This is a genomic window from Paenibacillus sp. 32352, from assembly GCF_002042965.1.
Classification (GTDB): Bacteria; Bacillota; Bacilli; order Paenibacillales; family NBRC-103111; genus Paenibacillus_S; species Paenibacillus_S vulneris.
In genome coordinates, this window is sequence record NZ_MZNT01000011.1 from 240,164 (window position 1) to 265,133 (window position 24,970).

Sequence of the window (24,970 nt, forward strand, 5' to 3'; positions counted from 1 at the left end):
CACTGCTAAAAACCAACTCCCTATTTGCCCAAGTGTTCCTTCTCTTAAAATTACTTGCAATGTTCCCTCCTTCGTTCTATCATACACAACCAACGTAAGAGGGTTTTATTATCCTTAATCCGATGGGGGTGCGCCGATGATCTGCCAAAACTGTAACGGAAGCATTGATGTAATTGATTTCCTTAAAGGAGACGAACGATTGGTGCTCTGTGCCGATTGTCGCCTTAAGCTATTAGCTCCGCATGTACAGCTTCCCGAAAGCCGGTGGAGCAATAGTGCATGCCTGGGCTATGCTATTCTGGGGGCGCAGCGGCTTCAGTTTAGCCAGAAACAGATAAAGGATTTGGTCAGAGCCATTAACGGCGAGTTTGACCTGACCAGTATTGAGGAAGCAACAGTCGTATACGAGCTATCACCTTATTAGGGGGAGGAGCAGCAATTATGAAACATAAGCAATGTGAGCATCTTAATTTGCGGTATATTCAGCATTCCTTAACCTGCCCGGATTGTAAGCAGTCGGATCTGGAGCAATATATAAAGGATAGCGACTTTCCTGCATCGATTAATGAGGTACATCTAAACATTGTCACAGGGTTAAGTGTAATCAGGATTAACAACCACGTTGATAAAGTGACTTTCTTCCGAAGCTTTGACGGTAACGCTGAATGCCTTGGGACGTTCTGCGATTTGTCCAAAGCCCTGCATTGCTGAGGGGTAACTTATGTGCCGCGGTTAAGTCGCAGCATCTTTTTCTTTTGATATATCACCCAACCACCCGACCAGAGCGTAATATTTAGAAACAATTTTTATAAAAGCTCAGAATCTTTTTTTTTATAACGTTAGAAACAGTTTTATAACACTACGGACATTATTATAAAATCCGAAGGAACAGATAAAAACAGTACCTATTCTTTAAAGCAAAACCGCTTATCGGTCTGCTTAACAAGATGGATGCTAAATTTGAGTTTAGCAGTGACCGATATTATACTTAGATGAGGTTGGTGATATTTTCAGCGAGGTGGCAGCATGAACAGAAAGAATCAGAAGCAGTATGGAAAATCCGATACAAAGAAAAATATCGAGGCATATGGTAAGCAATTAAGATATGCTATGTCACAGGAAGAACAAGATTCGTTAGGGAGTAAGTGGAGCACTCTACACTTTATAAAGCTTTTAGGGCTTGAATCTATCCAGGTAACCCGAAATAATGGTGGCACAGATATGAAGCCAGTTGGAGTTCTTTTAGTGTCTGATATTGATATAGATGATGTTCCTGTTATTGACGTTAAATTAGACAAAGATACAGGGGTAGATATTGAAAGAGACATCGAGTATAGGAAGGTTAAAGCCGGAGAAGAGTTCGCCCTTTCTTATTATGAGTTTATGTTTTTAGTGCTACGTGATGAGTATGCGGCATTTGTAAGTTTTGAGGGCTTTAAAGCGGTATGTTTATCCACCAAGACAGCTGAGTTTTTAGATTACATCGATGAGAGTGGGGATTTCAAGGTGCTTGAAGGTGAGGATAATCCTGTAGGGTACAACAGGATTAAGCTACCCACACCAACGATTACTTTTGTCAAAGTGAAGGACGAGGATGGAAACGTAATTAACTTTGGCTCCATTCGAGATAATCATATATTTTCAATTGATGAACAGCTAGCTAATCAAACTTGGAGAATAAGTCCAGAGTTTGAAGCTGACAAGTATATTGGTCGTTTTCGTGAGCTTATTCCAAAAGATAAACGAGCAAAGTAGGAACACAGAGAAGAGCCGAGAAATCGGCTCTTTACACATAATCATAATATTTCGGTTGTTTTCCTTTAGAGTAGAAGTACTTCTGCAGGAATTTGTCTTTATTATAGTTCACACCGCGATCTTCAAAGACAGCGAAAATAGTATCCAAGGTATTTAGCTTTACCGAGATAAGCCCACCGCTTTTATCATTAAATAACTGCTCAGTTCCATCCGATTCAACGGGTTCAAAGATGAAGGTATCCTCCAAGTGAATGCACGTTCCGATCCCCACCTCGGATAGAGGTAAAGTTTCCTTCCTGACGTCAGTGCGAATGAAGTCATCGGGGGTAAGTAAGTCTTCTAAACCCTCAACTTTAGCGACTAGCCCCTTTATTCTTGCAAACTGTGTCAGTCTAGTCTCAACATTAGGGTAGTATTTCAAAACAAAAATTTCATCGGTATAACCTTCAATAACAGCTGGGTAACAAGACAATAAAGTCCCAATTGTATCTCCCTCATTGACCTTGATGGTTCTAGTGTATCTTAGTACGACATCCCCAATCTCTAGCCCATTCTCCAACAGAAACGCATACTTCTCTATCGCGGAGTACTCCCTGTTCATTAACTCTTTACTTTGGTAGTCCTTTACAACGGTTTCCCAAGGCAGCTGTACTACACCCTGAGTTTTATATTTGATCTCAAGTATAGTATCGGGAAGGATGCCGCATTTCTGTAATTCGATTAGGTCTGTATACTCACCATCTCGTTGCTCATATTCTTCATGGTCAATGATCAATTTACGATTCAGCTTTTGGTCGAAGCTGTTTTTTACTAAGACAAATGCGATTAGGCTCACATAAGCAGCCGAACGGTTTTTGACATATAACGCGCTGTTAGCTCTTTTATTGGAGTTAAAGTTGAAGTAGACATGATGTTCTTCGAACTTTAGGTCAACCCTACTGACATTTTGACTTGGTAAGAAAAAGTCACCAATGTTATATGGCATCAGTTTTTCATCGGAAGGGGCTAAGCTTTCAACGAGTCGGCTTTTCATAACAAAGCTGAAGTATTTTGTCTTTTTAAGTTCTTCACCGATTATGATGCCATCGACAGACAAGCCTTCTTTTAACAGTAACTTCGTATACTTCCCTAATTCGTGAGCCAAGAGCAGCTCCGATCCGGTTTTGAACTCGTCAATATTGACCCCTTCCGGCAGCAGTTGATTTATATGTATGGACATTTTATTTCTCCTTATGACTGAGCCTGGTGTATGTAGCTCATTACAGTATCAATATAGCTCCATTATAACAAATCAGCAAAACTTTCTCAGTTTCAATCTTACGGGATTCATCGCTTCGAGGTGTCGATAAAACCGACACCTCTTTTTTGTGTTCTTTTCATCTACTCGTAGCAGCTTGAGTGTATTCGGATATTTACTAACTCAATTCAAGACATGAACATCGTTGGATGATATGAAATGTTGTTTGGGGGAGTTGGAGTTTGTCGTTATGGTGTTGAGCTTTTTGAAGTTAAGAGGTACCAGACCTTCAGGCATGGAGGTAAAACTCCAAATACAGTAATCACGGAGTGACAAATATGCCTGTTGAAACTAATATGTTGAAGATTGAAGATGTTAACATACACATAGGACAAAATTCCAAATGCATAGGTATTGGTGACGGGAGTGTGGTCACCAGCATGAAAAAACGAGGAAGAAAACCTGTTAAGAAAAAGGAACTTATTTTCAATTATATTCCTAGTCATACGCAATATACTCCTCAACAAGTTGAGGAGTATCGATTAAAAGAAGAACAATTGATTCAATATGTTATTGATCATCTGCTGATAAAGGAAGCTCCTTCAATATGAGGGGGCTTTTGCTTTACCCAATTTAGGACTTTGTTTATAATGAAAGAAATTCTTTTTGAACAAGGTGATATGATGGCTATTGGAATATATGTTCGAGTTTCAACTGTAGGACAGTTAGATAACACGAGTCTCGATGAGCAGATTCGACTATGTAAGATTAAGGCAAAAGAATTAAATGCTTATGATTCTAATATTAAAGTTTATTCTGATGGAGGACGTAGTGGTGAAGATATTGATACCAGACCTGAGTTACTGAAATTAAGAGAAGATGTTGCAAATGGACTTATTTCTGATGTTATTTGTGCACATCCCGACCGATTTAGTAGGGAACTGGCAGATAAATTAATTGTATGTCGTGAGTTTGAAAAGTGTAAAGTTAAGTTACACTACACTGATGTTTACTTTGCGAATTCACCTGAAGGTAAACTATTCTCTGATATTATTGGTGCCATCGCTTCCTATGAACTGGCGCTAATAAGAAAGAGAACAGTTCGTGGCAGGCTTACAAAAGTAAGGGAATATAAGAAAATCATGCCTATGAGAGTAGCTCCTTTCGGATATGATAAGGACGAAAATGGTCAGCTGGTTGTCAATAAAGATGAAAAACAATGGGTCCAAATGATTTATGAGTGGTATGTTCATGAGAGATTAACTTTACGACAGATTGGAGAGCGACTACACGGGAAGGTTCGACCTAAACGCAACGAGAGTCCAAATTGGAATGCGACAAGTATAAGTCGGATCTTAACGTCAGAAATCTACATTGGTAAGTATTATTATAATCGTCGAGCTAGTGAAAAGGTCAGAGGACAATTAACTAAGGAAGGTAATCCAAAAAAGACATACAGTATACGTGATGAAAAGGACTGGCTTGAAATTGAAGTCGAGCCGATCATTGATATTGAAATGTGGAATCTAGCCCAGAAACAACGAAAAGATAATAGTACTAATAAACATGTTGGTAACAACAAGTATCATTACCTACTTAAGTCTTTATTGAAATGCGGGCATTGTGGAAGGAGATTTGACGCTACTACTTATCCAGGGTCAAAAAACCGTGATACAGGTGAAGAATATAAAATACGCCATTACCGTTGCCCAAACACAGTACCCAGAAAATACGGACCAGAAATAAATAAGTGTGTAGCTGTTTCTCTTAATGCTGATCAAATTGAAGGATACATCTGGAACCAAGTCCTGCAAATCATTACTGATCCGGAGAAGTTTATTTCCAGATTTCAAGGTCAAGGAAATGAAGCAATTAGTGATGTAAGAAATAGAAAAATTTTATTTGAGAAAGAGTTGGCGAAAAAGATGAATGCTCTTGAAAAAGTTGAACGAGCATATTTTGAGGCTGACTCTGATTCTGAAGAACGGCGTCTTGATAAACTAAGGAAAGATTATAAAAATGAAATAACTTCTCTTGAAGGAGAAATAAGTAATTGTCAAGCTAAGATAGATGCTCACCGTATGGAGGAATTAACCTCTGAACAGATTACGTTTATGGTGCAGAAGCTTCGCGAACAAATTCAAAATGGCATTGAAGTTCCTTTCGAGACTAAACGTGATATCGTGGAGATGTTATTTGAGGAAATCATTGTTACAGTAAATCGTGCTGATGATGACGATACGACAAGTGGAACAAAGATTGATATTACATCAGTCGGCATTTTCGATAAGTTATCGCAAGATGCAATTAATAGTGGAGTTTGTTCACAACCTCAAAAAATTCGACAATACCGGAGAAGATCTGGAGGACCTGATCTCCATCGGCACCATTGGTCTGATTAAGGCGATCGAATCGTTTTCACCAGATAAGGGCACGAAATTGGCGACCTTCGCAGCGAGATGTATCGAGAATGAGATCCTTATGCACTTACGTTCGCTGAAGAAGACGCGCAAGGATGTATCCCTTCACGACCCCATCGGTACGGACAAGGAGGGGAATGAGATTACCCTCATCGATATCCTCGGCACAGAAGCCGACGATGTCGTAGATAAAGTGCAGCTGAAGATCGAGAAGTCAAAGATATATAAGAACCTGGATATATTGGATGACCGCGAGAAGGAAGTCGTCGTTGGGCGATTCGGGCTCGAGCATGGCGGGGAAGAGCGGACTCAGCGGGAAATTGCGAAGGAATTGGGAATTTCGCGTAGCTATGTGTCACGGATTGAAAAAAGAGCGCTAATGAAGCTGTATCATGAGTTTTATAAGGCGAAGCGGTAAAGGGAAGGGGCCTGCCTGGATGGCAGGCCTTTATTCATTTATCTAGGAGCTGCTTAAAGCTCAGTATGATAGAGAGCTTCGGCCAGCAACACGATAACTAAAGCCTGTCCATAAGCAGTTGGCGCAAAGACGATCTTTTTATAATCTTCCTTATGTTCACAGATGGGAGTCCCGGCGGAGACATTTAATACTGTACCATCTTCCGAGATGTTCTCCAATACGGCCGCAACCGCTTTACGGCACGACGACAGGTAACTGGAATCGAGGAGACCCAGACGAATTCCCTTGAGGATCCCGGCTGTTATTGCAGCCGATCCGGATACTTCCGTATAGCTATCCTTATCGTCAAGCAGGGTGTGCCAAAGTCCGTTTTCATCCTGCAGTTCAACCAATTTATCCACTTGAGCCTTATAAACGCTGAAAATATGGTCACGGGACTCTTTGGATAAGGAATCCTGCATCAGTTCTAGAAACTCGGGAGCGGCCAGCGTAAACCAACTGTTCCCACGGCACCAGTGAGCTTCACTGAAATTGTTTTCATTTTTGAAATCGTAGCCATGGAAGAACAAGGAATTGCCAGGATTAAAGATATGTTTAATATGAAGCTCAAACTGATATGTCGCTTCGTTCATCCATGACAGATTATTATATTTTTTGCCCATCTTGGCGATGAACAGCACAACCATAAACAAAGTGTCAATCCAAATTTCCTGATCGTGCAGGTTTAACTCAAATTTCGAAGTATTACCGGAGGTTACATGCTGAATCCCGTTTTCCTTGGTGCGGGGACATTCATTTTCAACCCAATGCATCCATTCCAAAACGAGTTTCTCAATGTCCGGCAGGTCCATCAGGGTAAGTAGCGGCGCGGTCGTATTCACATTCTTTAGGGGGAGCCCGCGTTCGATCTGTTCTCTCGACCACTTTACAAAGAAGTTTTGGATTCCGTCATAGCCTTCTTGATTAGTGAGTTTATTGAGGCCATATAAGCCGATCCCCTGCGGCCAGTCCCATTCGTCAATTCCAAAGTCGCGCGGAAAGTATCCCAGGGCTTTTCCCTCGTCGGTCAGTTCCTTTAAATGTCCTTCGTTATCAGGTCTTTTTAAATGCATCAGTTGATTGATGACTTTCTTCAATCCGGAATGTAAGGCTTCTTGCATGGTCGTTGCTCCTTTTTGTTTTTATTTGTTATAAATATAAATAACAGATAATCAAATACATATCAACAAAAAAACAGGTTTCATATGTCATTTTACCGCCTTTATTCCTTTTGAGCAATGAAAAAGTAAATAGTTCGCTATAGCCATCCCCAATTGTAAAAGAAGGTACATAAACCGGTACGGACAAAATCTCTTATCTTCGAAGGTTCGGAGCTGATAGGCTATTGGCATCCCTTCAATTAATATGTATACTAGTATTACTAGTATGTGATTAAAAGGAGGGCTCGAGGATGAAAATGGTTTTTAGGTGGTACGGTGAAGGCAATGATACCGTCACATTATCCCAAATAAAGCAAATCCCCGGCGTGGAAGGTATTGTATGGGCACTTCATGATGTGCCGGCGGGTGAAGAATGGCCGATGGATAAAATTCTGGAATATAAGAACAAAGCCGATGCCTATGGATTTCATCTAGAGGTTGTGGAAAGTGTAAACGTACATGAGGATATCAAACTGGGATTGCCTTCCCGCGACCGATACATTGAGAATTACAAGCGGACCATTGAGAAGCTTGCCAAGGTTGGAGCCAAGGTTATTTGTTATAACTTTATGCCGGTCTTTGATTGGATACGCACCGATCTGTTCAAGGAGCTGGAAGACGGTTCGACGGCACTTTTTTATGAAAAGGCCAAGGTGGCCAATATGGATCCGATGGAGCTTGTTCAGAAAATCAACGAAAACCCTAATTTTACAATGCCCGGCTGGGAGCCGGAGCGGCTCAAGCATCTTACTTCTTTGTTCGAGGCTTACAAGCAGGTCACGGAAGAAGATTTATGGAATCATCTTCAATATTTTTTGGAACAAATCATTCCTGTGTGCGAAGCGAACGACATCCGCATGGCTATTCATCCGGATGATCCGCCTTGGCCGATCTTCGGTTTGCCGCGCATTATGACGAGCCAGGTTAATATCCGAAGACTTCTCAAGCTGGTCGATAGTCCGTACAACGGAGTGACCTTGTGCAGCGGATCGCTGGGGGCCAACCCGGATAACGACATCCCGGCTATGGTTAGAGAGTTTGCGGGGCGCATTCCTTTTGCCCATATCCGTAACGTCCGAGTCTATGACAACGGTGATTTTATTGAGACGTCGCATCGTGCCCAGGACGGCACCGTAGATATTTGCGGCATTGTGAAGGCTTACTACGATACGGGCTTTACCGGGTATGCAAGACCGGATCACGGAAGACATATATGGGATGAACAATGTCGTGCCGGCTACGGACTTTATGACCGCGCACTTGGCATTATGTACTTGTGGGGCTTGTGGGATTCATTAGCAAATCTAGCCAAGGAGGCAAAAGCATGATTACGCTAAACGATAATTTAAAAGGGAAAGTCGCTGTCATTACGGGTGGCAGCGGTGTCTTGTGCTCGGCAATGGCAAGAGAGCTGGGCAGGCAAGGCGTCAAAGTCGCTATTTTGAACCGGACTCTAGAGAAAGGCGAGCAGGTCGCTCTCGAAATACAAGCGGCAGGCGGTACGGCTATAGCAGTAGCCTGCGATGTGTTGAATGTGGAAAGCGTCAAGGCCGCGGAGAAGGTCGTAACCGAGAGATTAGGAGTATGCGATATTTTGATCAATGGAGCGGGAGGCAACCATCCAAAAGGCAGCACGACAAACGAGACTTTCAAGCCAGAGGACTTGCTCAATAAGGACATCACGACCTTTTATGATCTGACAGAGGAAGGTTTCGGGTATGTGTTCAACTTGAACTTCTTAGGCTCCCTGATCCCTACCCAGGTGTTCTCGCGCGGCATGGTGAATAGAACCGGCGCTATTGTAATCAACATGTCATCCATGAGTGCGCCGAGCCCGATGACCAAGGTGCCTGCTTACAGCGCAGCTAAGGCGGCAATCGAGAACTTTACACAATGGCTAGCGGTGCACATGGCGGATGTGGGGATCCGTGTCAATGCTATTGCACCAGGCTTCTTCTTGACAGAACAAAACCGCAGGCTTTTAACAAATGAGGACGGCTCATTGACGGAGCGCTCGAACAAAATATTGACTCATACACCGATGCGCAGGTTTGGTAAACCGGAAGATCTGCTGGGAACCCTGCTGTGGTTGGCCGATGAGAATTTGTCCGGCTTCGTTACAGGGATCACCATACCGGTAGACGGCGGGTTCATGTCCTACGCCGGGGTGTAGTGAGCGAGGAACAAGGCCAGATGATTTATTTAAAGAGAAACTAATAAGCTATAACACATTACGGATGCAGCCAATGTATCCGTTTTTTAATTTGAAGCGGCAGTCTGCCTCTTCCCAACACTTCCATTTTTTTCTTGACATGTTAAACGTTTAAGCTTACTCTAAAGGTATGTTAAACGTTTAAAAAATTGGAGATGAATTGTTGATGAGCAAACCCAAACAAGTCACCATAGTCGATGTGGCGGAGCACGCCGGCGTCTCAATTGCAACCGTTTCCAATGTCCTAAACCGAGGTGGAATTCGTACATCAAAAGAAACGATTCGCAAGGTCGAGTCGGCGGCCAATGAACTGGGCTACCGGCGAAACATCATGGCAGCGGGACTAAGCAGACAAAAAACCTTTGAAATTGGCCTCATTATACCAGGCTTTAAAAGCATCTACGGGACGTTAGCGGAGCATTTGCAGCTCGAAGCACATCATGCCGGCTACCACTTAACGGTTTTTTCCTCCAATGGACTAGACCCTGATATTGAACGAAGGCATCTTGAAGTGCTGCTGCAGCGAAGAGTAGACGGCCTTATTTGCCATGGTTTGGCCATGGGGATGGAGGCTACCAGGTCCATTGTGAATCAAGGAACGCCTTTGGTACTGATCAACGGCTGGAACTGGCCTGAGGAAATTTCGATCGGTTCTGTTAATTTTGGAATTGCCGGGGCCAATGAGCAATCCTGCAAGGTTCTTGCGGAGCGAGGGTGTACCATGCTCTGTTATGTAGGACACAAAGGCTCGAAGATTATCGATGAACAGAGGCGGATCGGATATGGGGAAGGGCTCCGGAAATATGGAAGCGGTTTACTTCATGACCTGGCGGATATTCAAGAGCTGGACTATGAAGGCTATTTGACAGATTTGGTACAACGGCACTCAGGACGGATCGGCATCATTGCCTTTGACGATAATATTGCTCTAAAGCTGTTGTCTGCTGCGAACAAGCTGCACATTCCTATTCCTGACCGTTTGATGCTGATCGGAATTAATAACGATTATATAGCGATGAACAGCTATCCGGGAATCTCGAGTTGGGATATTCCCTATCGTGATCATGCTCGGTCGGTCATACAAAAATTGATTAACAAGCTCGAAGGAAAAACGGAGGAGGGGGAGGTTCGGGAATTGGAATTGCCTCTGACATTCATGGACCGGGAAACAACCAAATTACCGTAAGAGATGGGGAACGGATAAGTCAGAGATTCTTTGCAATTCAACCCAACTACCCAAGTATTACATCACAACGGTATTTGAATGCGGTTGCATTTTAGGAACAGACATGTGATTCTTTAAAATCTCAAAATCAAGTCGCTAAAGGAGGACTTCCATGAGACCCAGGAAGAATTGGATCGTTCGATTGATAATGTTTACGACTTTATCCCTTATAGCGGGGGGATGCAGCAACGGGGCAGCCAGCGAGGGGAAAGCGGAGGAGGCCAACAAAAATGCAGAGCCGGTTGAGCTTGTATTTTATTCCGTAAGCAAGGATTCCGAGGAAAACTTTAATGAGCGATTCGGGAACGCCATTCGCAAAAAATTCCCAAGCTATACCATAAAATATATTCAGCGTGTACCGAACAGTACGGATTTACAGCAGCTATTGACCTCTGGTGCACAAATTGATATTCAGTGGGACTCCATTGCATCGTTCACAGGCTCCGTGCTCGACAGCGGAACGGCGTTCGATATGACGGATTTGATTAAGCAGCATAATCTCGATTTGAACCGTTTTGAACCGAGCATGATTGATTCATTGAAGAAGATGTCCGGCGGGGGACTTTGTGGCTTGCCTCTATATAACGACCGAATGGCCCTCTATTACAACAAAGATCTATTTGATAAGTTTGGCGTACCTTATCCTAAGGATGGAATGACCTGGGACGAAATCATTGAGCTTTCGAACCAAATGACCCGGGAAGAAAGCGGTGTTGTCTATACGGGCTTCTCGCCTTCCCTTAACCAGGTGTTCGTTTCCAATCCATACTCTCTTCCGCTTGTAGACAGCTCTACAAATAAAGCCACGATCAATAACGACACTTGGAAAAAAATCATCGATACTATGCTGATCCGCCCTACCCAAAATAATATGTACAAGAAAAAAATCGAGCAATCGAATGGTAAGATTCCTGATTCTAACACCTTCGTCAAGGAAAAAACATTAGCTATGTACACGGCTTCTCCTCTGCTCCCGGTAGTTTTTGCCCAGGATATGTCGTCGATGAACTGGGATGTTGTCACCTTCCCTGCATTCAAGGAATTGCCTGGCGTCGGCGCGCAAGCGTATCCCGGAGTGATCTCCGTGACGAAGATGTCAAAGAATAAAGATGCGGCTATGGAGGTGATCAAATATCTGACGTCGGATGAGTACCAGCTGGAGTCTTCTAAGAACGGCATCATGACCGTACTGAAGGACGAAGCCATTCAGAAAACACTTGGGCAAAATACGGCGTACAAGGACAAAAACTTTTCGGCGTTCTTCACCAAATTCCCGGCTATGGCAGAAAAGACGGTGAGTGAAAGCAAAGCAGCAGTATTAGGCAAATATACGACAAACGCGATGAAGGTAGTCAATGGGGAAATGGACATTAATACCATGCTTCGTACGACGGAGGAGGAAGCAAACAAAGCCCTGCAATCCGCAAGTGCGAAATAGGTCAGGAGGGGAGGCGGGATTAGGATTATCGCTCTAGGAAGGTGACTATGAAACTTAAGATTTCTCTACTAACATTTCTGGTTGTTACAGGGATAGCAGATGCGGGTCTACTATATTTCAGTAGGTCTGGACCAACAGGTGGTGAAATGAATCTGCCAAAAACAGAAATCCTGGATATAGGGCATGGCATCAACATGGAGTTTGTTCTGATTCATCCAGGGTCGTTTACAATGGGATCTTCTGTGGAGGTAGGAGAGGGGGACGAAGCCCCAGAGCACAAAGTCACGATTACGAAACCATTTTATCTGGGAAAATATGAGGTGACCCAGGAACAATGGGAAGAGCTTATGGGGAACAATCCAAGTAAGTTCAAAGGGGATAAACGGCCTGTCGACAGCGTCAGCTGGGAGGACACCCAACTATTTTTACAAAAACTCCAAGAAAAGACAGGACGTAAATTCGCTTTACCTACAGAAGCACAATGGGAATTTGCAGCACGTGCAGGCACAAGCACCCGATGGGAATTCGGCGATAATGAATCGATTTTAGGCGAGTATGCTTGGTACCAGGAAAATTCAGATGGGGTGACTCATCCGGTAGGCCAGAAAAAGCCTAATGCATGGGGACTGTATGATATGTATGGGAACATTCAGGAGTGGTGCAAGGATTGGTATGCAGCTCCTTATCCGCAAGGGAATGCTTCTGACCCGCAAGGTCCAAATTCTGGCGATTCTCGTGTTTTACGCGGAGGGGCTTGGGGGGACGACTTCACCATGGTTCGTTCAACCTACCGTAACGCGTCCGGAACGGACGCTAAAACTCCGGGCATTGGCTTTCGGGTTGCAATGGTAATGAATTAACAAGGAAAAAGGAGGAAGAACTATGGAAAAATCAATAACAGCTACTTTCACTGCAATGGGTCAGCTTTCCAAAATTTGTGCAGCCACGATCATGCTAAGTTTAGCGGCATTATTTGTAATAACATCCTCAGCATTTGCCGCAAATTACTACATTTCTCCAACGGGGAGTGACAGCAATTCAGGAACGGAAAGCGCACCGTTCAAGAGCATTATGAAAGCGCAATCAGCAGCATCATCGGGGGATACCGTATATATTCGCGGAGGAGTTTATGATGATTTTGAAATTGCCAATACCGATAGTAATTATAATTATGTCCATGACATTACTAAGAGCGGGATTACCTACGAGGCTTATCCTGGGGATAAAAGGCCCGTTTTTGATTTCAAAAATGTGCCAACCAATTTACGTGTGGCTGCTTTTCGTGTGGCAGATAAAGTAACAGGTGTCAAATTCAAAGGATTTGATGCGATAGGGGTTAAGGTAGGCAACCAAAAGCAATCCGAGGTGTTCAGAATAATCGGTCAAGCCGATTTCGAGAATGTAGCTGCACATGATAATGAAGCTAACGGCTTTTACTTTACAACAAGAGGGACAGGAATTGTCCTAAATTGTGATTCTTACAATAACATTGGACCAACGGATACATCAGCGGGAAATACAGATGGTTTTGGTGCACATGCTGGTCCCGTTTCGTTCATTAACTCCCGTGCATGGAATAACAGCGACGATGGGTTTGACAGTATCAGCTCGAGTGCGGCAGTGACTTATGACCATTCCTGGTCTTTCAATCATCGAGGGAATCAGAATGGGATAGGCGACAAAAATGGGTTTAAAGTCGGCGGGTATTCTCATAGAACAACCGGAATTCCTGATCCAGTGCCGGTTCATACCGTTACTTATTCCTTAGCTGTTAATAACGGAGCAAATGGATTTTATGCTAATCATCAGCCGGGTCAATCGGCTAATTGGATTAATAACACCGCTTACAATAATAGGAATGCTAATTTCAATATGCTTGAGCGCGTTAGTCCAACGGAGGATATCGACATCCCCGGTTACAGAGAAGTGTTACATAATAACATTGCTTATATGGGCACATCCATAGCCAATGATAATAATCCGCCGGAACATGTCACTAACAACTCATGGACCATGGATGGCGGGCTTAAGCTGACAGATAAAGATTTTGTAAGTTTGGATATGACCCAATTATCTGCACCTAGAAAACCGGACGGCAGCTTGCCGGATGTTACTTTTATGCGCCCGGTGCCTACCAGTCCTCTATACAAAAATGGCTTGGGCTACCTTGCCGATAGGGACGTTGACAAGACGGCTCCAGCCGATGCTACCTTCACTGCGGACGTTACAGCTCCGACCAATGGCGACGTGATCCTAACGATTAGTTACCCGGATGATGCTGTTGTGAAAGAATACAAGTTAGGCGTCAATGGGGAATGGAAAACTTATCATACGCCCATAGCTATATCTGCTAATGATACGGTGTACGCGAGAGGAACGGATGCAGCAGGCAATGTTTCGAATGTGTCGAGCTACACGGTCAGCAATATCGACAAGACCGCTCCGAAGTTCTCCATCCAGCTCGATAGAACAACGATTTGGCCGCCAAATCACAAGATGGTTAAGATCAGTGTCTTACCGAATGCGAGCGATGCTGAATCCGGCGTAGATTTAATGATTCTAACGTCGATCACGAGCAATCAGCCGAATACCGATCGAGACGATATTCAGGCCGAGTTCGGAACAGCAGCGACTTCCTTCAGCTTGCGTGCGGAAAAATCACGTATCTATACCATCACGTACACGGCTTCCGATAAAGCGGGCAACCAAACCGTCGCAACGGCAACGGTCACTGTGCCACACGACCAAGCTGATCAAAGCAGCGGTAACTCCCCACAATAAACCGGGATATCCACGGACAGATAGACAGCTTTCCGATTTATATATCCCTTAGGCAGACTCTAAAGAAAGAACCCGGTGCGAGAATTCTCGCGCCGGGTTTTTTGGGTGGGTCGGGCCGGAGAGAATGAGATTCCTATGCAGACGAAGCGATAAAAATATTGGCCTGCCTAGACGGCAGGCCTCAGGATGTTGAGAAACCCTGTTTGCGTGAACTATGCTGCATATGGAGGTGGGGTATGCCTCGGAGGAGTTTACGTCCTCCTTTGAAACCCGTGAAAATACCGCTAAATCTAATCCTATTCACGGGTTTCAACAGAGGCTGGAGGGGCATACCGCACCGGAGTATATTAGCAAAAGTTCAAGCTTTTATAGGTTTCTCGACAAACTCGGCCCTGCCTAGATGGCAGGCCTCTATTTTTTAAACAGATGAATGGGATGTGCTGTACCTGAAATATTTCATTATCGGGGATAAAAATGTGGTAGCATAATGTCATGATCATCTTATATAGCATAGCAAGCGAAACCGAGGAGGAGATCGCATGGCATCAGGTACCGAGACAGGCACATTCGGTTTCCGATTCAAAGTCCCAACGAATTTGTCCATGTGCGAGTTGTTTGCCGTCGGGCGGGACGTAGTAAGGGATACATCTTACTGCTGGGGCGGTCTCGAACGGACGGACGGTCCGCTGCTGCTGTTCCAATATACGTTGGAAGGCGAGGGTATTTATGAAAACGGCGGAAACACGTACCGAATCGAAGCGGGACGGGCATTTATGGCGGAAATTCCCGGTAATCACCGTTACTATTTCCCGGAGGACAGCTCCTGTTGGTCGTTTATTTTTGTGCTTTTAAGGCCATCGCTCATCCTGCCGAATTGGGAGGAAGCAATACGCAGATTAGGCGAAACGCCATACCTGCAGCAGACAAGCAGGCCTATTCGTTTTCTGGAGCATATCTGGGAGGAGGCGAATGCTGGCAGGATCACAGAACCGTATACCGCATCCTCGTATATGTATCAATTCGTTTCCGAATTGTGCCGGTTGGCGTCCGCGCCGGACGGAGAGGGACAGAAGTGGCCAGTGAAAATAAAGGAAGCCGCAGCGTTCCTGGAGTCCCATTATGACCGGATGATAAGCCTCGATCAGCTGTCTGAACAGCTGGGACTGTCCAAGTATCATCTATTACGTACATTCACCGCCACAGTCGGTATTTCGCCCAATGACTATTTAAATCGCGTGCGGATCGAGCAGGCGATGCGCCTGCTGCACCAGACGGATTGGAGCGTCGAGGAGATCGCAGAACGGGTCGGGTACTCTAGCGGAAGTTATTTTATCAAAGTGTTTCGAAAAGTGACGGGCCGGACGCCGGGAAGCTTCCGTTCCGGTGAGGGGCAATTGACATTCAACCGCATGTTCTTCGATTAACGAGATGAGGCGTGAACCGCAATATTTTACCATCGAATGATCAAGATTACTGTAGAAAAGCTGTATCTCCGAATCGTATGATGTAGATATAAGAGCAATTCATTCCAACATCATACTGGAGGTTCGTCATGCAGCATCACTTCCTTGCCCCAACGCCCCCAATGGGGTGGAACAGCTGGGATTGTTACGGCGCGGCCGTAACGGAAGCCGAGATCCGCGGGAATGCGGATTATATGGCACAACATTTGAAGGACTATGGCTGGGAATACATCGTCGTAGACATCCAATGGTATGAGCCCGGCGCCGTCTCGTCACAATACCGGCCTTTCGTCCGGCTGGAGCTTGACGAGTACTCGCGTCTTATGCCGGCCGTGAACCGCTTTCCTTCTGCGGAGGGCGGTGTGGGCTTCAAGCCTTTGGCAGACTACATTCACGGGCTCGGGCTGAAATTCGGCATCCATATCATGCGCGGCATTCCACGTCAGGCAGTTCATGACAACATGCCGATCAAAGGCACAGCCGCTACGGCACGCGAGATTGCACATCCGAATTCAATCTGTCCGTGGAACACGGATATGTACGGCGTTGACGTCAACAAGGAGGGCGCTCAAGCCTATTATGATTCATTGTTCGAGCTGTACGCTGAGTGGGGCGTCGATTTCGTCAAGGTCGATGATATTGCCGCGTCAAGACTATATGGCACCCATCTGGCAGAGATCGAAATGATCCGGAAGGCGATGGACCGCTGCGGACGGCCTATGGTACTGAGTCTTTCCCCTGGGCCGGCGCCTGTCGAACACTCCGACCGCTTCGAGGCGAACGCCAACATGTGGCGGATGACCGACGATTTCTGGGATCAGTGGCCGATGCTGTACGACATGTTTGATCGCTGCGAGAAATGGGAAGGAAGTCCGAAGCCCGGCTGCTGGCCTGATTGCGACATGCTGCCGCTTGGGCATATCGGCATCCGCTCCGTAGACGGCGGAGGGACTGACAGATGGACGCGTTTCACACGGGACGAGCAGCTGACGATGATGACGCTTTGGACTATCTTCCGTTCGCCGCTCATGTTCGGCGGAGAGCTTCGTGATAACGATGATTGGACGTTGTCGCTGCTGACAAACCGCGAGGTGCTTCATATGCACCGCTCCAGCTTCGGTGCCCGCCAGGTCATGCGGGAAGGTGCCGGCATCGTCTGGAAGGCCGAAGGCCCAGAGGGTGAGCGCTACGCCGCGCTGTTTAACACCGGCGAGGATCCTATTGTTATAACCGTACCGCTGGCCCGGTTAGGCATAAGCGAAGCAGCACAAGCGAAGGAGCTATGGAGCGGACGAGAGATCGGTTCACTGGATCATGAGCTGGCCGTAGAGGTACCGCCGCACGGAGCGGCACTCTTCGCCCTAACATAGCATACACATTAAGCCGTAATCGTTTTGACTTCACCCTTCACAACAGGGCTTAGCATCTCCATAAGCACTAGGCTAAGTAGAATCAAGCTGGACGTGCCAAACCATTATGCTCTCTCTCCTTAGGGATTGAGGGCCTTCCTTTTTAATTCAGCTTTCCTCCCGTCGACCGCTGACGGTGAAATGGCACGGCAAAATGTGATATATTGGGTTAAATCCATAGCTTAAAAAGTGCTTTAAGGAAGGAATCTCTATCCATGATCATCGCCGTAGATGTGTATTATGAGGAGCATAGAGCGAAAGCAGTCGGGGTTATTTTTCAACGTTGGGAAGATCCCGAACCACTCAAAATCATCACGTCTTATACGGAAAACCCTCACGTATACGAAGCGGGATCTTTCTATAAAAGAGAGCTCCCCTGCATACAGGAGCTGCTGAAGCTTACGAATATTAATCAAATCCATACTATTGTTGTGGACGGCTACGTGTACTTAAACAATGAGAAAAAGCCCGGGCTCGGATATTATGTTTACAGCAATTTTTCAGCTGAAATTCCAGTGATCGGTGTTGCAAAAAGCTCCTTTCACGACAATGAAGTCAATGTCAAGGAGATTTATCGAGGCAGCAGCTCAAAGCCTTTGTATATCACGTCTGTCGGCATAGAGTTGGAAGCCGCTGCCAGACATATACAGAGTATGTACGGAGAATACCGGTTTCCGCATCTGCTGAAATTGCTGGATAAGCAAACCAAGGAAGCTCAGCTATAGAAGGGGGATTCCCTATGTTTTTTTGGAAGAAAGAAACACAACTAGACCGAATAAAAAGCAAGCTCGAAAAGGCCCTTCACAAAGATGCGAATTTTTCTGTTTTTGGAGCGTCCTCCCATAAATACAGGGTTTATAATAAGCTCACGGCAAAAGAGCTTGAGGACTGGCACGCGGCAAATCGGGTCACACTGCCAGAGCCTTATGCGCAGTTTTTGATGAAAGTTGGAAATGGAGGCGCAGGGCCGTATTACGGGATGTATCCGATTGAAAAGGCAGCTTCCTATACCGATAGCAATGCACTCGCAGCAAAATGCGTTCTGCACCCCGGAATGACCAAGGAAGAGTGGAATCATCTGGTTGATCCCTTGATCAGCGATGAGGACATCTCCGATCCGGAATACGACGCAGCCCGTAACAGAGTGATGGGAGGCATGTTGTGCATTGGCACACAAGGCTGCGAATACGATATGTATCTCGTCCTAGAAGGAGAACACAGGGGGAAAATCGTATACACTTCCGATTTTTATCCTGATCATCCCTTTTTCTTCGTCTATGAAGACAGCTTTCTGGACTGGTATGAGCGCTGGTTGGATGAAATTATATTGGATTACGATATTACGTGGTTTGGCAGCAAAATGCCTGGTGATGAAAATGCGTTGGTACAGGTATATCAAAACGCCACTGACGAAGAGATCCAATTAAAAGCGCTCGATGGAATGTTCAAGTTTAAGAACGTTTCGCAGTCAACCATAGATTTTTTAAAACACGTTGCCGGGCAAAAACAAAAAGGCCGCACCACAGCCATACAGCTAATCTGCAAAACCTCTGTAGAAGCGGGAAAAGACCATCTTCTGGAGCTTCTGCATTCGGAAAAGGATGAGGATTTTTTACAAGCTTTAATGATTCTAAACTCCTACGGTAAATCTACAGATATAACGGCATTTATAAAAGTCATATTGCAAAGTCTTGACAGAGTTCGGGATCAAGAAACGTTACGTCACGCGGGGTATGTTTTGGAATCCTCAGGCGCGATTACACTTCAAAATTTTGCCCCTTTTTTGTGCCATGCTGACTCGAATATGCAAGCCGCCGCAATCTATGCGACACGCAGCTGCAACGACAAATCGGAAGGCTGGGAGATCATTGAACAGATGTTCAAAGGTGGCGGCAGGGAGGTTATGAAAAACTCCATTTTATTTTGGGGTATTGTCCCTCATGCTAAGCTATTGCCGTATTATAAGGCTGCATGGCCGGAATATAAACACAATCCTAATTTCAGGGACCAATTTATAGGCTGTTTGAAAGAATTGAATTTGCCGGAAGATTATTTTGACCAACAATAATTTCATAGTACAACCGGGACTCCCCATGAAGTTATCAGGCAAGTGAAACATTTAGAAACATACAAAAGGTGGTAGGTGGGGTATCCCTCGTAGGAGCGATAGCGTCCGCCATTATTCCCGGAAAATACCCGCTGTAAAGCGATATAATCAAAATTTTTCTGGGAACAACAGTGGCTGGAGGGGGATACCCCACCGGGGTACCTATGCTATTTTTTAAGCTTTACAGGTTTTTCGACAGACTCAGAGGCCGCCTAGGACAACTAGACTGCCTCTATTTGTTGTTCGGCCAACAAGTTATTGGAAAAAAGGACAAATAAACGGTACATGAAACAAAGACAGCACTTAAACTCAAGACTATAATTATGTAAACGGTCTTTGCATTAGGCCCAATTAGGAGGGAGGTAACGCTCCAAATGGTCAGAATCCGTAACGCATCGATCTTGGCGCTGAGCAGTTTGTGCTTCATCTCGGCACTCTCGGGTTGCAGCCCGCAAGCGGGCAGTCAGGCGGACGGGAACACGGCAAATAAAGCCGGGGAGAACGAAAAAGCCGGTACAATGAATTTCGATCCTAATTTGTCAGCACAGCTCAGCATATACACCGATTTGGGCATGACCGACGAGTGGTTTGAAAGGTTTATCATAGCCCCGGTTAGAAAGAAATTTCCTAATATCACCTTGGAAGTGGTTCGGAAGCAAAAAGGAACCAACCCGGACGAGCTTGTCATTGCGGGGACATTTCCGGATATTTTGTACAACAGCACGCCTCGATTAACGCAGTACAAAGATTTGAATCTGCTCTATGACATGAGGGAGCTCATTAAGAAGCATCATTTCGACTTAAACAGTCTGAACCAGCCTGCTCTGGATGCCATCAAGCAGTGGGGGGACAAGGGCGAGCTTTACGGGCTTCCGTTCTGGGTAAATTTCTCCGCTCTGTACTATAACAAAGATATTTTCGACCGTTTCGGCGTACCGTATCCGAAAGACGGGATGACCTGGGACGAGGCGATTGAGCTATCTAAGAGTCTGACAAGAAATGAAGGCGGAGTCGCTTACCGAGGGCTTGATATCCATTCGTTGAATGATTTTTACAGCCAGCTATCGCTTCCTTACGTGGATGCCCAGACAGACAAACCGTTGCTGGAAACAGAAGGATTTAAGAAGGTTTACGAAACGATGATGAAGCTGTATAAGATTCCAGGCAATGAAATCCGGAAACCCGCCAAGGATGCATTTTTAAAAGATAAAAATCTGGCCATGTGGCCGATGTACGCGGACGTTCCGACCTTGATCAATGATCTGGAATTAAACGGTGACCCGTTTAACTGGGATATGGCACAAATGCCGAGCTTTCAGGATTCGCCGGGAGTTGCCTGGCAGGCGGATTCTCACAATCTCCACGTGACGAATACAAGTAAGAACAAAGAAGCGGCTTTCCAGGTGATCATGTACCTGTTGTCTCAAGAACCGCAGATGGAGCTCGTTAAGAGCGGGCTGTTATCTTCCTCTGCCGATCCGGAGCTGAATAAGCGATTCGGTGAAAGCATTGGCGTGTTCAAAGGGAAGCATCTGGATGCCATCCTGAAATCGAGGCCGGCCCCCAAGTATACGATGAGCAAATACGATTCCATCGCTTCGGGCGAGTTTAATGCGGCGTTCAAAAACGTGGAGTCGGGAGCAAAAGATATTAATACGGCATTAAGGGAAGCGAATGAAGCTGCCGAGAAGAGAATACAGGAGAAAAAGGCAACCCAGAAATAGCAGAAAAAAACCTAATCGTTATAAATAAAGAATTATGGAAACGGTTTCTTTGCGAGATAGAGATGGGGATGCAATATCGCGGATGCGAAGAAGTAAGGATAAGGAGAACAATTGGATGATTGGATCATTACCGCAGCCTATATCGCTTCACGGAGTTTGGCGTTTTCAGCTTGATGAGAATAATGTTGGTATCCAGGAAACATGGTATAACCGGCATAGCTTAGACCATACGATCCTGCTGCCGGGCACATTACAGGCTCAAGGCTTTGGTCACAAAATATCGGCCGATACGCCATTCGTTGACGGCTTGCACGACCGCTTATGGTTTTTGCGAGAGGAATACAAGGAATTTACCGAAAAGGATCATACCAAGGTTCCTTTTTTATCACAACCGGTTAGGCATTATATTGGGGCAGCCTGGTACCAGACCGACATCGATATTCCTCCGGAATGGGAAAATAAGCGTGTGGAGCTTCATCTTGAACGCGCACGATGGAAAACATCGGTTTGGATTGATGATCAGAGCTTTGGCGATTACGATAGTCTTTGCGCTGAACACATCTACGATCTTGGTATATTACGAAAGGGGAACCATGTATTAACCATTAGGGTAGATAACAGTATGATTTATCCCTATCGCCCTGATGCCCATGCTGTGTCGGATTCCGTGGGAAACACATGGAATGGGATCGTCGGCACAATGGAGCTTGTTCCCAAGTCTCTCACAGGGCTCGACGATATTTCCGTTTACCCGGATTATTCAACCAAGAGCGCGCTTGTTAAAATCCATATTACCAATCGAAGCGGAAGCCGGCATCGTGGTGCTATTGTCATAAAAAAGACGATAAACCTTAATTGTTCAGACAATGACAAATACCCGACGAGTAGCGATAACGAGACCTTTCATGCCGATATTGACCACGAAGGTGGGATTATAGAGTATACCGTGCAGCTTGGGGAGAACGCCTCCCTGTGGGATGAATTTAATCCCGCTCTGCATCAATTGGATATTACCCTGACAGATCGGCAAAGCGGTGAGATCGTTGATACGAAATCCGTAACATTTGGTCTTAGAAATATTACAACTCAAGGGAGAAATTTCGTACTCAACGGAAGAAATATTAGCTTTAGAGGAACCCATGATGCAGGCTGCTTTCCTTTGACAGGCTCCCCTTCAACGGATGTAGAGGAGTGGAGAAGAATCATGTCTATATGTAAACAATGGGGCATGAATCATATCCGCTATCATTCCTGGTGCCCGCCTGAAGCGGCATTTGTTGCAGCTGATGAGGCAGGCATATACCTTCAGATAGAAACCGGCATGTGGAATTATTTTATTCCGGGAGCCGTTATTGAACAGCAGCTGCATGTTGAGACAGATAGAATTATCAAAGCGTACGGCAACCATGCATCCTTTCTTCTATTGTCATCAGGCAATGAGCCGCATGGGAATTATAAACCTTGTGTGAGAAGCTGGGTTGCAAAGTACAGGAAGCTGGACAACAGACGTCTCTACTGCGCCCAGTCAGGCTGGTTTTGGCCCAGGGACGGTGAACCTGTTGACGGAACGGATTATTATTACACGTGCAGCCGTGGGGAAGGAAGAATGAGAGGTATACACGGCTGGTTTGGCCGTGATTATTCCAAATACCTCGAAGATATGGAAGTTCCTTTCCTGTCTCATGAAGTAGGCCAATATTGCGCCTATCCTGATTTTTCAATCATCCCTAAGTTCACAGGTTATTTGCGTGCCGGAAACTATGAAATATTCAAGCATTCTCTGGAAAGACATAAGATGCTCCATAAGAATGCGGACTTTGTGCAGGCATCAGGAATACTTCAAGCAGCGGCTTATAAGGAGGAAGTGGAAGCCAATCTTCGTACGTTCGGCTATTCCGGTTTTTCACTACTGGATCTGCATGATTATCTTGGCCAAGGAAGCGCCCTTGTCGGTTTGCTGGATGCCTTTTGGGAGCCAAAGCCTTACATTAATCCGGAGCAGTTCAGACGTTTTTGTGCTCCGGTCGTTCCGCTTGCAAGAATAAACAAATTGGTATATACAGCGAGTGATACTTTGTGCGCGGACCTCGAAATCGCATGCTTCGCCGAGGAGGATTTACTCGAGTTATCCATATATTGGAAAATTATAGATGAAAGCGGCAAGGTGTATATCAACGGCAGTTTTGACAAGCAAGAGATTAGAACGGGAAAAAATTCTTTCATCGGGACAATAGAGACCGATTTAGGCGGCCTTCCAGCACCTTCAGCTTATAAACTCGTCATTGGCGTCGAGAATACAGCTATTGAAAATGACTGGAAGTTCTGGGTCTACCCGGCGAAGAGCGATTTTTCAACCTTCGATAGTGTCCATGTTACAAAAAGCTTTAGCGAGGCTGTGCGTTTATTAAAAAACGGCGAAAAGGTTTTATTCTTGCCGGCAGCGGAAAGTCTGGATTATCATTGTCCGCCGCTCTCGATATTGCCGCCGTTTTGGAATACGCAGATGGGTCCGAAATGGTCAAGAAGTCTCGGGCTTTGGTGCGATACGGCGCACCCGGCACTCGCGGAATTTCCCACCTCCTGCGGTATGGAATGGCAATGGGCTGAGATCGTTGATAATGCCCGCGGCATCAATATCGAAGCATTACCTGATGAAGTAGAGCCTTTCATCTGGCCTATAGACGATTGGAACCGTAATTATAAGCTCGCTTTGGCGTTCGAATGCAATCTTTATAACGGCAAGCTGGTGGTATGTTCCGCCAATCTTGTAAAGGATCTTGATCAAAGACCGGCAGCAAGACAGCTCCTTTACTCCATTCTAAAATATATGGACAGCACTGACTTTCAACCTAAAGTCAAAGTGACCAAGAAGCAGCTTCAATCATTTCTATTTGATACGGCGGTCATGAAAAGATTGAATACAACAGTGAAGCTCGTTGAAGAGGAAGCAAGTGATAGCAGGGATATTAAGGTGGATTTGACAGCACCCGACACTTCAATTGACCGTATACTAGACGGCGACCCTAACACGTATTGGCTTGCAGGCGGACCCTACGGCGGGAAGTATCCTTTTGTTCTGGAATTTGAGGTGGACCGGCCCGTCTCGGTACGGGGAATCCATGTGATGCCCAGACAAAATCATAGGGATGCGGAAGGGGCCGTAAGAAGATATGAAGTATACGCTTCGCTGGACGGCAATGAATGGATTCATGCTGCATCCGGAGAGTTCTCGGCATCGTTCGACTTAAAAAGAGTATACTTCGATAGCAGTATGATGCTCCGGAAGCTTCGGCTTAAATTAATGGAGGGCTTCGGAGCCGAGGACGTATTTTATTGGATAAGAGATAACGGTTTCAGATCAACCCGCGCCCCATATCAGGATGAATGCGCATCGTTAGCCGAGGTTTCGTTTATCTGTGATGAAAGCAGTGAATCCATACATTCAGATAATATAAAGATTCAATATAAACAAGTGGGCACTGCATCAGAGGAGATCTACTAGGAGATAGAACCCTCACCGGCTCCGGCATCAAATAAAGTGTCCCGAAAAAACAGTCGCAGATTACTGGCGGTCAAGCCGGT

General features: G+C 45.4%; 20 protein-coding genes. 18 read left to right on the forward strand and 2 right to left on the reverse strand.

Features of this window, described 5'->3' with window-relative positions; translation table 11 throughout:
• Window positions 1–136 precede the first annotated feature (136 nt).
• From B1728_RS24545 to B1728_RS24555, 3 genes are all read left to right on the forward strand, one after another.
• Entirely contained in the window at window positions 137–424 is a 288-nt protein-coding gene (locus B1728_RS24545) for a hypothetical protein (RefSeq protein WP_079913062.1), read from the forward strand.
• A gap of 17 nt (window positions 425–441) precedes the next feature.
• A complete protein-coding gene (locus B1728_RS24550; protein ID WP_079913063.1) occupies window positions 442–711 on the forward strand; it encodes a hypothetical protein in 270 nt (89 codons plus the stop codon).
• Between the two features lie 315 nt (window positions 712–1,026).
• Window positions 1,027–1,755, forward strand: a complete 729-nt coding sequence (locus tag B1728_RS24555; RefSeq protein WP_079913064.1) for a hypothetical protein — start codon at window positions 1,027–1,029, stop codon at window positions 1,753–1,755.
• A 31-nt stretch (window positions 1,756–1,786) separates the two neighbouring features.
• Here the strand turns inward: B1728_RS24555 and B1728_RS24560 are convergent, their stop codons facing one another.
• Window positions 1,787–2,974, reverse strand: coding sequence for a hypothetical protein (locus B1728_RS24560; protein ID WP_079913065.1), 1,188 nt, complete (start codon window positions 2,972–2,974; stop codon window positions 1,787–1,789).
• Window positions 2,975–3,330: 356 nt separating this feature from the next.
• On the opposite strand from B1728_RS24560, the gene B1728_RS24565 reads away from it, so the two are divergent.
• From B1728_RS24565 to sigK, 3 genes are read left to right on the forward strand one after another with little or no spacing between them, the layout of a single operon-like run.
• Window positions 3,331–3,603 (forward strand): hypothetical protein, encoded by a 273-nt coding sequence (locus B1728_RS24565; protein WP_079913066.1) that lies wholly within the window; start codon window positions 3,331–3,333, stop codon window positions 3,601–3,603.
• Window positions 3,604–3,642: 39 nt separating this feature from the next.
• A complete protein-coding gene (locus B1728_RS24570; protein ID WP_079913067.1) occupies window positions 3,643–5,394 on the forward strand; it encodes a recombinase family protein in 1,752 nt (583 codons plus the stop codon).
• Complete coding sequence (gene sigK, locus B1728_RS24575) at window positions 5,294–5,830, forward strand: RNA polymerase sporulation sigma factor SigK (protein ID WP_079913068.1); 537 nt, start codon at window positions 5,294–5,296, stop codon at window positions 5,828–5,830. The genes B1728_RS24570 and sigK overlap by 101 nt, the downstream gene beginning before the upstream one ends.
• A 53-nt stretch (window positions 5,831–5,883) precedes the next feature.
• On the opposite strand, the gene B1728_RS24580 is transcribed toward sigK, so the two are convergent.
• Window positions 5,884–6,990 carry a glycoside hydrolase family 88/105 protein gene (locus B1728_RS24580; RefSeq protein ID WP_079913069.1) on the reverse strand — a complete coding sequence of 369 codons (1,107 nt, stop codon included), beginning with the start codon at window positions 6,988–6,990 and terminating at the stop codon, window positions 5,884–5,886.
• 290 nt (window positions 6,991–7,280) lie between these two features.
• Between B1728_RS24580 and uxuA the strand changes: the two genes are divergently transcribed.
• The 12 genes from uxuA to B1728_RS24645 all read left to right on the forward strand — a co-directional run bounded on the left by uxuA (window position 7,281) and on the right by B1728_RS24645 (window position 24,890).
• Window positions 7,281–8,357 carry a mannonate dehydratase gene (gene uxuA / locus B1728_RS24585; RefSeq protein WP_079913070.1) on the forward strand — a complete coding sequence of 359 codons (1,077 nt, stop codon included), beginning with the start codon at window positions 7,281–7,283 and terminating at the stop codon, window positions 8,355–8,357.
• On the forward strand, window positions 8,354–9,202 hold the full coding sequence (locus B1728_RS24590) for an SDR family oxidoreductase (protein ID WP_079913071.1): 849 nt from the start codon (window positions 8,354–8,356) through the stop codon (window positions 9,200–9,202). The genes uxuA and B1728_RS24590 overlap by 4 nt, the downstream gene beginning before the upstream one ends.
• A 205-nt stretch (window positions 9,203–9,407) precedes the next feature.
• Window positions 9,408–10,427 (forward strand): LacI family DNA-binding transcriptional regulator, encoded by a 1,020-nt coding sequence (locus tag B1728_RS24595; protein ID WP_079913072.1) that lies wholly within the window; start codon window positions 9,408–9,410, stop codon window positions 10,425–10,427.
• 151 nt (window positions 10,428–10,578) lie between these two features.
• A complete protein-coding gene (locus tag B1728_RS24600; protein ID WP_079913073.1) occupies window positions 10,579–11,904 on the forward strand; it encodes an ABC transporter substrate-binding protein in 1,326 nt (441 codons plus the stop codon).
• 47 nt (window positions 11,905–11,951) lie between these two features.
• Entirely contained in the window at window positions 11,952–12,764 is an 813-nt protein-coding gene (locus B1728_RS24605) for a formylglycine-generating enzyme family protein (RefSeq protein WP_079913074.1), read from the forward strand.
• A 22-nt stretch (window positions 12,765–12,786) separates the two neighbouring features.
• Window positions 12,787–14,685 (forward strand): right-handed parallel beta-helix repeat-containing protein, encoded by a 1,899-nt coding sequence (locus B1728_RS24610; RefSeq protein WP_256865482.1) that lies wholly within the window; start codon window positions 12,787–12,789, stop codon window positions 14,683–14,685.
• Between the two features lie 539 nt (window positions 14,686–15,224).
• Window positions 15,225–16,109: an AraC family transcriptional regulator gene (locus tag B1728_RS24620; protein WP_079913076.1), complete on the forward strand. Its 885-nt coding sequence runs from the start codon at window positions 15,225–15,227 to the stop codon at window positions 16,107–16,109.
• A gap of 128 nt (window positions 16,110–16,237) precedes the next feature.
• On the forward strand, window positions 16,238–17,518 hold the full coding sequence (locus tag B1728_RS24625) for a glycoside hydrolase family 27 protein (protein ID WP_079913077.1): 1,281 nt from the start codon (window positions 16,238–16,240) through the stop codon (window positions 17,516–17,518).
• A 212-nt stretch (window positions 17,519–17,730) separates the two neighbouring features.
• Window positions 17,731–18,282 (forward strand): endonuclease V, encoded by a 552-nt coding sequence (locus B1728_RS24630; RefSeq protein WP_256865486.1) that lies wholly within the window; start codon window positions 17,731–17,733, stop codon window positions 18,280–18,282.
• Between the two features lie 14 nt (window positions 18,283–18,296).
• Entirely contained in the window at window positions 18,297–19,625 is a 1,329-nt protein-coding gene (locus tag B1728_RS24635; RefSeq protein ID WP_079913079.1) for an SMI1/KNR4 family protein, read from the forward strand.
• A gap of 413 nt (window positions 19,626–20,038) precedes the next feature.
• Window positions 20,039–21,388, forward strand: a complete 1,350-nt coding sequence (locus B1728_RS24640) for an ABC transporter substrate-binding protein (protein ID WP_079913080.1) — start codon at window positions 20,039–20,041, stop codon at window positions 21,386–21,388.
• Window positions 21,389–21,503: 115 nt separating this feature from the next.
• Entirely contained in the window at window positions 21,504–24,890 is a 3,387-nt protein-coding gene (locus tag B1728_RS24645) for a discoidin domain-containing protein (RefSeq protein ID WP_179136189.1), read from the forward strand.
• Window positions 24,891–24,970: the final 80 nt, after the last annotated feature.